Origin of the sequence: Streptomyces sp. NPDC058525, from assembly GCF_042719495.1 — a bacterium.
Lineage (GTDB): Bacteria > Actinomycetota > Actinomycetes > Streptomycetales > Streptomycetaceae > Streptomyces.
Genome location: NZ_JBHXNP010000042.1, coordinates 57,353 through 69,513 on the forward strand (window position 1 = coordinate 57,353; position 12,161 = coordinate 69,513).

The window sequence follows — 12,161 nt, forward strand, 5'->3', positions numbered from 1 at the left end:
CCGCCGATCCGGCCGCCCGGCGCTCGCTCGCGCACCCGGGAGCCCGCGTACGACTGTGTGCGAGCAGGGCTTCGGAGTGATCGCGGTGCCTTAAGGTCCGTTCGGCGGCGTTAGCCTTCATCGGCCCGGCTGTGCCGCGAAAGCGGAATCTGCGGCCGGGCCACGGATCCGGTGCGTCTAGAGTGAGGTTGGCGGATGGCTGAGCGGACGGGCACGGAGTCGCCGAGGAGGTCGGCGGCGCTTCCGGGCGAGGGCGGGATCGGCGAATCGGAGCTGCGCCTGCTGCTGGCCGGCCTGACGGCCGTGCGGGACGGGGATTTCCGTACCCGGCTGCCGGACACGGCCGACGGGCTGCTCGGCGAGATCGCCACCGTGTTCAACGGGATGGCCGACCAGCTGTCGCTGTTCACCTCCGAGGTGACGCGGGTGGCCCGGGAGGTCGGCACCGAGGGAACGCTCGGCGGCCAGGCCGACGTACCGGGAGTCGGCGGCGCCTGGCTGGACCTCACGGATTCGGTCAACTTCATGGCCGGAAACCTCACGGCCCAGGTGCGCTCGATCGCGCAGGTCGCGACCGCCGTGGCCAAGGGCGACCTCTCGCAGAAGATCACGGTCACCGCGCGCGGGGAGATCCTGGAGCTGAAGGAGACCATCAACACGATGGTCGACCAGCTCTCCGGATTCGCCGGGGAGGTCACGCGGGTGGCCCGCGAGGTGGGCACCGAGGGCAGACTGGGCGGCCAGGCAGACGTCAAGGGCGTCTCCGGCACGTGGAAGGACCTGACGGAATCGGTCAACGTCATGGCCGACAACCTGACCGCCCAGGTGCGTTCGATCGCCGAGGTCACCACCGCCGTGGCCCAAGGCGATCTGACGCAGAAGATCCGGGTGGACGCCCGCGGGGAGATCCTGGAGCTGAAGGAGACCATCAACACGATGGTCGACCAGCTGTCCGCGTTCGCCGACGAGGTCACCCGCGTGGCCCGCGAGGTGGGCACCGAGGGCAACCTGGGCGGCCAGGCCACCGTACGGGGGGTCTCCGGCACCTGGAAGGACCTCACCGACAACGTCAACGTCATGGCCTCCAACCTGACCGGCCAGGTGCGCTCCATCGCCCAGGTGGCCACCGCCGTGGCCCGCGGCGACCTCTCGCAGAAGATCATGGTGGAGGCGAAGGGCGAGGTCGCCGCGCTGGCCGGGGTCATCAACACCATGGTCGACACGCTGTCCGCGTTCGCCGACGAGGTGACCCGCGTGGCCCGCGAGGTCGGCACCGAGGGCCGGCTCGGCGGCCAGGCGCAGGTTCCCAACGTGGCGGGCACCTGGAAGGACCTCACCGACAACGTCAACTCCATGGCGAACAACCTCACGGGCCAGGTCCGCAACATCGCCCTCGTCACGACGGCCGTCGCCAACGGCGACCTGTCCAAGAAGATCGACGTGGACGCCCGCGGGGAGATCCTGGAGCTGAAGACCACCATCAACACGATGGTCGACCAGCTCTCCGCCTTCGCCGCCGAGGTCACCCGCGTCGCCCGCGAGGTCGGCAGCGAGGGCCGGCTCGGCGGCCAGGCCGAGGTCGAGGGCGTCTCCGGCACCTGGAAGCGCCTCACCGAGAACGTCAACGAGCTGGCCGGCAACCTGACCCGCCAGGTCCGGGCCATCGCCGAGGTCGCCAGCGCGGTCGCCGAGGGCGACCTGACCCGCTCGATCACCGTCGACGCCTCGGGCGAGGTCGCCGAACTCAAGGACAACATCAACTCCATGGTCGGCTCGCTGCGCGAGAGCACCCGGGCCAACCAGGAGCAGGACTGGCTCAAGTCCAACCTGGCCCGCATCTCGGGCCTGATGCAGGGCCACCGGGACCTCGCCGCCGTCGCCGAACTCGTCATGGACGAACTGACGCCGCTCGTCGCCGCCCAGTACGGCGCCTTCTACCTCGCCGAGGACCGCCCCGGCGGCACCGTGCTCACCCTCGTCGGCTCCTACGGCCGTCCCGCGGACGCCGCGGTGGGCACCACGTTCGCCCTCGGCGAGTCCCTCGTCGGGCAGGCCGCCCGCAGCCACCGGATCATCGCCACCGACCAGGTCCCCGGCGACTACGTCATCTCCTCCGGCCTGGGCCACACCACCCCCGGCAGCCTGATCATCCTGCCCATCGTGGTCGACGACCAGGTCCTCGGAGTCATCGAACTCGCCTCCTTCAGCGCCTTCACCCCCGTACACCGCGACTTCCTGGCCCAGTTGATGGAGACCATCGGAGCCAACGTCAACACCATCGTCGCCAACGCCCGGACCGACGAACTCCTCGGCGAGTCCCAGCGGTTGACCGGCGAACTCCAGGCGCGCTCGGAGGAGCTCCAGGTCCAGCAGGAGGAACTCCAGCGCTCCAACGCCGAGCTGGAGGAGAAGGCCGCGCTCCTCGCCAGCCAGAACAGCGACATCGAGGCCAAGAACCTGGAGATCGAGCAGGCCCGGCAGGAACTGGAGACCCGCGCACAGCAGCTGTCGCTGGCCTCCACCTACAAGTCCGAGTTCCTGGCCAACATGAGCCACGAGCTGCGCACCCCGCTCAACAGCCTCCTCATCCTCGCCCAGCTGCTCGCCCAGAACCCCGCCCGCAACCTCACCCCCAAGCAGGTCGAGTACGCGGGCATCATCCACTCGGCCGGCTCGGACCTGCTCCAGCTGATCAACGACATCCTCGACCTGTCGAAGGTCGAGGCCGGGAAGATGGACATCAACCCCGAGCGGGTGCACCTGCCCCAGCTGCTCGAGTACGTGGACGCCACGTTCCGGCCGATGACCACCCAGAAGAGCCTCGACTTCACCGTCACCACCGCCCCCGGCGCCCCCGACGACCTGCTCACCGACGACTCGCGGCTGCGCCAGATCCTGCGCAACCTGCTGTCCAACGCCGTCAAGTTCACCGAACGCGGCGGCGTCGAGCTCCGCATCGAACCGGCGGCGGACTCCGAGATCCCCGCCGGGCTGCCCCGGCGCGGGCCCCTGCTGGCCTTCCGGGTACGGGACACCGGCATCGGCATCCCCGAACAGCAGCTGGAGTCCGTCTTCGGAGCCTTCCAGCAGGCCGACGGCACCACCAGCCGCAAGTACGGCGGCACCGGCCTGGGGCTCTCCATCAGCCGCGAGATCGCCCAGCTCCTCGGCGGGGCCGTCGTCGCGCAGAGCACACCCGGCCAGGGCAGCACCTTCACCCTCTACCTGCCGGTCAGCCGCGCGGACTACGAGGACGCCGCCCCGCGCACCGACGCTCCCGCCGCGCTCCCCGGCGGCGCCGCCTCGGCCGCGGCCGGACCGGGCCGCCCGGACGCGCCCGTCCTGCCCGCCCAGCGCCGGGCCCGCCGCCTGCTCGTGATCGAGGAACGCCCCAACGGGCTGCTCTCCCTCGTCGCCGAGAGCGCCGCCCGGGACTTCGCCCCCCGCCACGAGGTGACGGGGGAGCGCGGGGGCATCCAGGTGGTCAACGCCACGAGCTCGCGGGAAGCCGCCGCCGCCCTGGCATCGGACCCCTTCCACTGCGTCGTCCTCGAACTGGACATGCCCGACGGCGAAGCGCTGCACTTCCTCGACGCCCTCGACGGGGACCCGGCCCTGTCCTCGCTCCCCGTCCTCGCCCACAACAACCCCCGGATCAGGACCGGCCAGGAGGACGCCCTGCGGCAGCGGTCCGCGTCACGGCACGTGGAACTGCTCTCCAGCCTCGACGAGCTGCGAGAACGCATCGCGCTCCACCTGTCCGCCGAGCAGCCGGGTGACGTACTGCCCCCGGTCTCCGGGGTCACGCACCGCCAGCAGGCCGCGCACGTGCTCGACGGCGACCTCGCCGGACGCACCGTCCTCGTCGTCGACGACGACGCACGCAACCTCTTCGCCCTCAGCGGGGTCCTGGAACTGCACGGCATGCGCGTGCTCCACGCCGAGGACGGCCGCAAGGGCATCGACGCCCTCACCCACAACGCCGGCGTCGACCTGATCCTGATGGACGTGATGATGCCCGAACTCGACGGCTACGCGGCCACCGCCGAGATCCGGCGGATGCCGGCGTACGAAGGCCTGCCCATCATCGCGGTCACCGCCAAGGCGATGCCCGGCGACCGGGAGAAGAGCCTCGCCGCGGGCGCCAGCGACTACGTCACCAAGCCGGTGGACGCCGACGACCTCATCGCCCGCGTCCGGCACTGGCTCACCCGATGATCGGGGACACGCAACGGCACGAGGAGGCCGTTCCGCTGCAGACGCCCGTCCCCGGCCTGCCCGCGCCCGCCATCCCGCACCAGGCCCCGACCCCGCTGGGACGCCTCGTCGCCACCGTCGAACGGCTGCGCCGCGAGGTGCTGGAGGCCCAGGCTGCCGCCGACGGACGGGCCCTGGTCGAACTGGCCAAGGGCATCCTGATCGGGCAACTGCACTGCACCCCGGCCGCCGCGGCACGGCAGCTCGACCTGCTGTGCCGCGACAGCGGGATGTCCCCCCTCGAACTCGCCGCCGACATCGTCAACCAGGCGTCCCGCGACCACGTCAGCGAGATCGCCGCCGAGTTCGTCGAGCGCACCGGCACGGCCGACGCCCCGCCCGAACGGCACTCCGCGGTGTCGGTCCGGCTGCGCACCGCCGAGAGCGGGATACTCGCCGCCGCCGCCGACACCCAGGCGGTGGCCGAGTCCCTCCTGACGAACGCGCTGGGCCCGCTGGGAGCGGTCGCCGTCGCCGTGTGGACCGCGGTGCCCGACGGCTCGCTGGCCCTCGCCGGCCACGCCGGATTCCGCCCCGGAGAGGCCGCCCGCTGGCGCCACGTACCCCCGGGCGTCTCCACCGTCGCCCGCCGGGCCCTGACCCAGCGGCGGCTGGTCACCCTCGCCAGCCTCGAACGCGAACGGCTGCCCTCGATCGGCCACCTCCAGTGGCCCGGCGGCGGACGGATGGCCGTACCCACGGGAACGGGCGGACGGATCCACGGGGTGCTCGAAATCTGCTGGCCAGAGCCCCTGGCACCACAGCCGCCGCAGATCGAGCGCCAGGTCGAGGCCCTCGCCGACCTGTGCGCGCGCACCATGGACGCCTCGCCGCCGCGCGACCTCACGGCCACCGAGGCGGTGCTCCCCGACGTCGCGGAACTCATCGACCTCGCCGAGGGACTCCAGGACCCCGCCGTGGTGCTCACCCCGGTCCTCGACCCCGAGGGCCGGCTCGGCGACTTCCGGATCCGGCACGCCGGCAGCCGGTTCGTCGACCCGCTGGGACGGCCGCGCGGCGACGTCAACGGCGCCCTGCTCCTGGAGGCCTACCCGATGGCCGCCGGCGAGAGCGGGCTGTTCGACATCATCGAGCGCGTCCACGCGACGGGCGAGCCCTTCCGGGCCGAACGCATGAGCCTGACCGCGCTCGTCGACCAGATCCCGCTCACCTCGGTCGCCGACATCAGCGTCAGCCGCCACGGCGCCGCCGTCCTGCTGATCTGGCGGATCGAGGACGAGACCGCCCGGCTGGCCAACATCCTCCAGCACGCCCAGCGCCTGGGCCGGATCGGCGGTTTCGAGGAGAACCTGGCCACCGGGGAGACCACCTGGAACGCCCAGCTCTACGCCCTGCACGGACTCCCCGCCACCGCACCCCCCGTACGGCTGCACGAACTGCCCGGCTACGCCCACCCCGACGACTCCGCCGCCCTCGGCGCCTTCCTGCGGGCGGTGCTCCGCCACCGCCGCCCCGCCTCCGTCAACTTCCGCCTCCAGCGGCCCGACGGAATCACCCGCCACATCCGGGTCGTCGCCGAGCCCGTCCTCGACGCGGACCAGCAGCTGTACGCCGTGCGCGGCGCCTACCAGGACATCTCCGCCCAGCACTGGACCGAGGTCGCCCTGGCCGCGACCCGGGACCAGCTCGCCCACACCGAGGCCGAGTCCGCCGAACGCAACCGGCTCGCCCTCCAGCTCCAGCACGCCATCATGCCCCCCACGCCACCCGCTATCGAGGCCCCCGGGCTGCGGGTCGCCGTCCGCTACCGGCCCGCGGAGACCGAGTCGCTCGTCGGCGGCGACTGGTACGACACCGTGGTGCTGCCCTCCGGACTGATCATGCTGTCCGTGGGCGACGTCGCCGGACACGGCATCGAGGCGGCCACCGGCATGGTCGTCCTGCGCAACGCCCTGCGCGGCCTCGCCGTGACCGGCGCGGGCCCCGCCCAGTTGCTGTCCTGGCTGAACACGGTCACCCACAACCTGGCCAAGCACGTGACGGCCACCGCCGTCTGCGGCCTCTTCGACCCGCGCACCAGGGTGATGCGCTGGGCGCGCGCGGGCCACCTGCCGCCCGTACTCGTCCGCGGCGGCGAGGCCGACGCCTTCCCCCTCATCGAGGGCCTGCTCCTCGGAGCCCTGCCCGATGTCACGTACGTCGAGCGGGAAGTACGGCTCGAACCGGACGACACCCTGCTGATGTTCACGGACGGCCTCGTGGAACGGCGGGACTCCTCGGTACAGGACTCGCTGCGCCATCTCCTGCACGCGGCGGGCGCCGGAGCCGGAGACCTGGACGGGCAGCTGGACCGCCTCCTCGCCGAGAGCCGCTCCGACACCGACGACGACACGTGCGTGATCGGCATCCAGGTGGGCTGACCGTACCGCTCAGGTCGGAGGTCCGCCCGCCGGAAATCATCATCAGGGCGCACCGGTTGTGAGCCCGCGGCCGCCATGATTCCGTCATGGCACAAGAACTCGCAACGCTCGCCCAGGAGACCGCGGACCGCCTGGCCGGGAAGCACGTCGGCGTGGTGGTGGCCGCGCTGGCGCAAGACGCCGTGGAGATCCGCGGCGCCGGACTCACCGGCGCGGCCCAAGGAGGCGCGCCCGGCCCCGACACCCTGTTCGAGATCGGTTCGGTGACCAAGCCGTTCACCGCCCTGGCCCTGGCGCGCCTGGCGTCCGCCGGCACGGTGGGCCTGGACGAGCCGCTCGCCGATCTGCTGCCCGACGGAACCGTCGTACCGACCCGGGACGGCAGCCCGATCACCCTCCGGCAGCTGGCCACCCACACCTCCGGCCTGCCGCGGCTGCCCCGGGGCATGCTGCTCCAGGCCCTGCTGCGCCCGTCGAAGCCGGATCCGTACGCCGACTGCACGGCCGAGGCCCTGCTGTCCGGACTGGCCCGGACCCGGCTGGGGGCCACGCCGGGGAAACGGTTCCGCTACTCCAACCTCGGAGCCGGACTGCTGGGCCTGGCCCTCGCCCGCCGGGCCGGCACCGAGTACGAGGCCCTCATCACCCGCGAGATCTGCGCCCCCTTGGGCATGGCCGACACCCTCGTGACCGTGGACGCCGGGCGCGCGGAACGCTCCGCGCAGGGCCGCAGCGGGCGCGGGCGGCCCGTCGCACCGTGGCACCTCGCCGACCTGGCCGGAGCGGGCGGCCTGCACTCGACCGCGACCGACCTGGTGGCCTTCGTACGGGCCCAGCTCGACGGCGGACCCCCGGAGCTCGCCGAGGCGATCCGCCTGAGCCGTTCGGTCGAGCACCGCAAGAGCCCCTTCGCCTGGGTACACCTCGGCTGGATGGCCCACCGCCTCCACCCCCGGCAGGGCGCGCACCTCCAGATCTGGCACAACGGCGGGACCGGGGGCTTCTCCTCCTTCGTGGGCTTCGACCCGGAGAAGGGCGTCGCCGTCATCGCCCTCGGCAACGCGCAGCGACCGGTGGACCGCCCCGCCTTCGACCTCCTGCGCACCCTGCAGACGCGGTACGCGGACAAGCCGGCCTGACCCGTTTCGTTGATCACATCGATGACATACGCTGCCGGAGGGCGAGGCGATCCGCGCGTGAGCCGAGAGCACGATGGCACGGGACGATGGCACGGGAGTCGATGACACACCGACGAGGCGCCGGCCTGCCGGGGGAGGCCGCCGGTCGCACCTGGGACTCGGCCTTGTCTCCCGACGAGTTCGCGGCGGTCCAGGCCGTCGGGTTCGATCCGGTCGGGCAGGTGCTCGGCACGGCCGTCTTCAACGTCGGCTACAGCGGCACCTGGGGCTGCCCGGGCGCGTGGTCGACGGGCGTCACCCAGGCGGCCCCGTCGAGGTGGGTGCCGCCGTCGGCCAACGTGCAGATGGTGCGGGCGATGTACGGGGCGCGCAGACTGGCGCTGGCCCGTGCGGTGGACGAGTGCCGTGCGCTCGGCGGCGACGGGATCGTCGGAGTGCACCTGCGGATCGGTGAATTCTCTGCGGGCGGTGTGGAGTTCACCGTGCTGGGCACCGCGGTCCGGGCCCGTTCGCGCATCCGGCCGCGGGTGCCGTTCACCTCGCACCTGAGCGGCCGGGACTTCGCCGCGCTGCTGTCCGCCGGATGGGTCCCCACCGGACTCGCCTTCGGCATCGCCCTCGCGACCCGGCACGACGACTGGCGCACCTCCCGCCGGACCCGCTGGACCGCGGGGAACCAGGAGGTCGACGGATACACCCACTTGATCGACCGGGTCCGCCAGGACGCGCGCAAGCAGCTGTCCCTCGATGCCGCGAAGCACGGCGGAGACGGGGTGGTGGTCGACGAGATGGAGTTGAGCGTGTCCGAGACCGAGTGCGACGCGTACGGCTACTCGCGCGACCACAGCGCGGAGGCGGTCCTCATCGGCACCTCCCTCGCCCGGTTCGGCCGCTCCGAGCGGCCCGCCGGGCCCAGGCCACTGACCATCATGAGACTGGAACGCGAGCACTGACATGACCGAAGGAACGGGGCGGGAACGGGCCGGGGCGGCCGCACGGCCGACCGCGGAGGGCGTGCCCGAGGATGCGATGCGGAGGCTGGCGCAGCTCCAGCCGGGGGAGAAGGGCTCGTTCTTCACCTCGGACCTGACGGTGAACGAGTTCCTGCTGGTGCGCGAGGCCGGCTTCCGCCCGCTCGGGCTGGTCCTCGGCTCCTCGGTCTACCACGTGGGCATCCAGCTCGGCCGGTGGTCGAAGAACCAGGAGCTGACCAAGCTGACCCAGGCCATGTACCACGCCCGCGAGCTGGCGATGAGCCGGATGGAGGCGGAGGCGAGCGCCCTGGGGGCGGACGGGATCGTGGGGGTGCGGCTGGACATCGAGTTCAAGGAGTTCGGCTCGGACATCGCCGAGTTCATCGCGGTCGGCACGGCGGTGAAGGCGGACGGCGCGGACCCGGGACCGGGCGGGACCTGGCTCAACAACAAGGGCAAGCCGTTCACCTCGGACCTGTCCGGCCAGGAGTTCTGGACGCTGATCCGGGCCGGATACGCGCCGCTGGACCTGGTCATGGGGTCGTGTGTCTACCACGTGGCGCACCAGCGCTTCGCCCAGGTGCTGAGCACCGGCGGCCGCAACGTGGAGATCGAGCCGTTCACGCAGGCCCTCTACGATGCCCGCGAGCTCGCGATGAGCCGGATGCAGGCGGAGGGGCAGGCCCTGGAGGCCGAGGGGATCGTGGCCGTCCGGCTGAGGCAGCACTCGCACAACTGGGGTGCGCACACGACCGAGTTCTTCGCCATCGGGACGGCGGTGCGCCCGCTGCGTGACGACCACGTCATCGACCGGCCGACCATGGTGGTGAGCCTCGATGGCTGAGATGGACGTGGAGCTGCTGGCCGCGGCACTGCGCAGGGACAGCGCCGACCTGAACCTCTACGCCCAGGTGCTGTCGGCGAACCTGGCCGACCTGCTGCCGCCGGGCGCCGTACGGGTCAAGCGCAGGCGGTCCGTCGCGGAACGGGTGTCCGGGCGCGAGGGTTCGGTCGCCGAACTGGACGTCGCGTTCGGGGAGCAGCGGCTCTCGCTGCGGGTGGACCGGGGCCGGGTGGTGGCCGGGGAGATCTGCCACGAGGTGCGGGGCATCGTGCTCTCGCGGCGCCCGGTGGGCCTGGACGAGTGGATCGGGGCCCTGGCCCGGTCCCTGGCGGAGGCCGCGGCCTCCAACGCCCGGGCCCGCGAGGGCGTCGAGCGCTTCCTGGCCTGACCCCTCCCTCCGCCGCGGCGTGCGGAAATCGTGCCAAGCATCGGCAACGGCGATAAACCGCCGGGGAGTTGTGCCCAATAGGTTACTGTCCGCAGCCTGATCTTGTCGGATGGCAATGACGCGGCGCCTGGCACGGCCCGCCGACGGTCGGCGGAGATCCCAGCGCGCCGGGAGGAACGTACCGTGATCCGCACCCGTTACGCGGCCGCGCTGGCCACCATGGCCGTCACCGCCCTCGCGGTCACCGCGAGCCCCGCCTCCGCTGTCGCTACTCCGCAGTGCCCAGCTTCAATCCCAACACCTGGACCCTGAAGCGCACTTCCTGACCTCGTGCTGAGCACGAGCCGGCCCGGGCGGGGCCGAGCGGGGGCGGGGCGGGGATGGGGAAACCGGACATCGTCCGGTCCGCCGCCGGATGCTCCGTCCGGCCGGGGAGTGCGGCAGGGCTGATGGGGGGCGCGCGGCGGGGCGCGGGGATCGTGATATCCGGCCAGGGGGTGCGTCGGGGAATGCGGCCGGCGCCCATTGACCGTATTGCGTCCTAGCCGCCCCGGTGCCGGCGTGATGGCATGTCCATGTCCACATCCAATTCCGTGCCCGTCCGCACGAATGGAGAACCGGAAATGCCGTTCCGCAGAATTGCCGTCGGTGCCGCGATCGCGGTGCTGTCGGTCATGGCCGCCCCCGTGCAGGCCGCCCACACCGAATCCCCGCACATCCCGCCGCCCGGCCGCATTACGGTCGAGGTGGTCGGGGTCAACGGCTCGGGCTGCCCCCAGGGGACCGCGGAGGTCGCCGCCGCTTCGGACAACACGGCCTTCACCGTCACCTACAGCAACTACCTCGCGCAGACGGGAGCCGGCTCCGGCGGCACCGAGTTCCGCAAGAACTGCCAGCTGGCCCTGCGCATCCACGTGCCCCAGGGGTTCACGTACGCCATCGCCCGCGCGGACTACCGCGGCTTCGCCCACCTCCAGCGCGGCGCCTACGGCCAGGAGCGCGCGAACTACTACTTCCAGGGCTCCGCGCAGACGGCCCGTACGACCCACCAGTTCAACGGCCCCTTCACGGACAACTGGCAGGCCAGCGACCAGACCGACTACGCCGACCTGGTCTGGGCCCCCTGCGGTGAGGAGCGCAACCTCAACGTCAACACCGAACTGCGGGTCTACGGGGGCACGTCGAACCCGCAGGCACTGAACTTCATGAGCATGGACTCGACGGACGGCAGCGTCAGCACCGTCTACCACTTCGAGTGGCGGGAATGTCCCGCGGCCTGAGTGTGCGGGCGCCGTAACCCCGACCGACCCGACAGTTAGGAGTGACAACGATGTCTCATCCCCTGTCCCGCCATCGCCCCCGTGCGCGCACCCGCACCCGCACCCGCACCAGGCACCTGCTCATCGGCGGTGCGGCCGCGGCCCTGATCACCGCGTCGACGCCCGCCGTGGCCGCGGGGCCCATCACCGCCCCGCCCGACAAGATCGTGATCGAACTCGCCACCGTGAACGGCTCCGGCTGCCGCGAAGGCACCGCCGAAGTGGCCGTCGCCCCGGACAACACCGCCTTCACGGTCACCTACAGCGAGTACCTCGCCCAGGTCGGCCCCGGAGCCCCGCCCACCGCCTTCCGCAAGAACTGCCAGCTCAATCTCCGCGTCCACGTGCCCTCCGGCTTCACCTACGCCATCGTGCAGGCCGATTACCGCGGATTCGCATTCCTCCAGCCCGGCGCGTGGGGCCAGGAAAGGGCCAACTACTACTTCCAGGGAATGCCGCAGACATCCCAGCGGACCCACACGTTCAACGGCCCGCTCAACGACAACTGGCAGACGAGCGACAGGACGGAGTTCGCCGACCTGGTCTGGGCCCCGTGCGGTGAAAAACGCAATTTCAACATCAATACGGAACTGCGGGTGAACGCGGGTACGTCCAACCCGCAGACTGCCACGAGCTTCATGGCCATGGACTCCACCGACGCCAGCGTCAACACCCTCTACCACCTCGCCTGGCAGGTGTGCCCGAACCCGAAGAAGGGGTAGCGTCGAAGGAGGCCGGGGTGCGGGCCGGGACCGGACAGGTCCCGGCCCCCCCCCCCGGCCCCCCCCCCAACGAGCCCCCCGGGAGCAAAAATAAAAACCATACCGCCCAACCGCAAACACCCCGGGCGCCAGAGAGC

The 12,161-nt window shown here is 71.8% G+C and carries 8 protein-coding genes; all 8 read left to right on the forward strand.

Annotated features, from left to right (window positions below):
- Window positions 1-195 precede the first annotated feature (195 nt).
- The 8 genes from ACFWP3_RS20680 (at window position 196) to ACFWP3_RS20715 (ending at window position 12,024) form a co-directional block, all read left to right on the forward strand.
- Window positions 196-4,218, forward strand: coding sequence for a HAMP domain-containing protein (locus ACFWP3_RS20680; protein ID WP_384223005.1), 4,023 nt, complete (start codon window positions 196-198; stop codon window positions 4,216-4,218).
- Window positions 4,215-6,638: a SpoIIE family protein phosphatase gene (locus ACFWP3_RS20685; RefSeq protein WP_384223008.1), complete on the forward strand. Its 2,424-nt coding sequence runs from the start codon at window positions 4,215-4,217 to the stop codon at window positions 6,636-6,638. Before ACFWP3_RS20680 ends, ACFWP3_RS20685 begins: the two co-directional genes overlap by 4 nt.
- Window positions 6,639-6,724: 86 nt before the next feature.
- Window positions 6,725-7,777, forward strand: coding sequence for a serine hydrolase domain-containing protein (locus ACFWP3_RS20690; RefSeq protein ID WP_384223011.1), 1,053 nt, complete (start codon window positions 6,725-6,727; stop codon window positions 7,775-7,777).
- Between the two features lie 101 nt (window positions 7,778-7,878).
- Window positions 7,879-8,730, forward strand: coding sequence for a heavy metal-binding domain-containing protein (locus ACFWP3_RS20695; RefSeq protein ID WP_384223014.1), 852 nt, complete (start codon window positions 7,879-7,881; stop codon window positions 8,728-8,730).
- A 1-nt stretch (window position 8,731) separates the two neighbouring features.
- Window positions 8,732-9,595: a heavy metal-binding domain-containing protein gene (locus ACFWP3_RS20700; protein ID WP_384223016.1), complete on the forward strand. Its 864-nt coding sequence runs from the start codon at window positions 8,732-8,734 to the stop codon at window positions 9,593-9,595.
- Window positions 9,588-9,983 carry a hypothetical protein gene (locus tag ACFWP3_RS20705; RefSeq protein ID WP_384223018.1) on the forward strand — a complete coding sequence of 132 codons (396 nt, stop codon included), beginning with the start codon at window positions 9,588-9,590 and terminating at the stop codon, window positions 9,981-9,983. Before ACFWP3_RS20700 ends, ACFWP3_RS20705 begins: the two co-directional genes overlap by 8 nt.
- Before the next feature lie 623 nt (window positions 9,984-10,606).
- Entirely contained in the window at window positions 10,607-11,263 is a 657-nt protein-coding gene (locus tag ACFWP3_RS20710; protein ID WP_384223021.1) for a DUF4360 domain-containing protein, read from the forward strand.
- A 50-nt stretch (window positions 11,264-11,313) separates the two neighbouring features.
- Window positions 11,314-12,024, forward strand: coding sequence for a DUF4360 domain-containing protein (locus ACFWP3_RS20715; RefSeq protein ID WP_384223024.1), 711 nt, complete (start codon window positions 11,314-11,316; stop codon window positions 12,022-12,024).
- The last annotated feature ends 137 nt before the right edge of the window (window positions 12,025-12,161 follow it).

Excerpts from the sequence above, each read along its gene's own strand:
- ACFWP3_RS20680 (WP_384223005.1), top strand. The coding sequence starts at position 196 with ATGGCTGAGCGGACGGGCACGGAGTCGCCGAGGAGGTCGGCGGCGCTT.
- ACFWP3_RS20685 (WP_384223008.1), top strand. The coding sequence starts at position 4,215 with ATGATCGGGGACACGCAACGGCACGAGGAGGCCGTTCCGCTGCAGACG.
- ACFWP3_RS20690 (WP_384223011.1), top strand. The coding sequence starts at position 6,725 with ATGGCACAAGAACTCGCAACGCTCGCCCAGGAGACCGCGGACCGCCTG.
- ACFWP3_RS20695 (WP_384223014.1), top strand. The coding sequence starts at position 7,879 with ATGACACACCGACGAGGCGCCGGCCTGCCGGGGGAGGCCGCCGGTCGC.
- ACFWP3_RS20700 (WP_384223016.1), top strand. The coding sequence starts at position 8,732 with ATGACCGAAGGAACGGGGCGGGAACGGGCCGGGGCGGCCGCACGGCCG.
- ACFWP3_RS20705 (WP_384223018.1), top strand. The coding sequence starts at position 9,588 with ATGGCTGAGATGGACGTGGAGCTGCTGGCCGCGGCACTGCGCAGGGAC.
- ACFWP3_RS20710 (WP_384223021.1), top strand. The coding sequence starts at position 10,607 with ATGCCGTTCCGCAGAATTGCCGTCGGTGCCGCGATCGCGGTGCTGTCG.
- ACFWP3_RS20715 (WP_384223024.1), top strand. The coding sequence starts at position 11,314 with ATGTCTCATCCCCTGTCCCGCCATCGCCCCCGTGCGCGCACCCGCACC.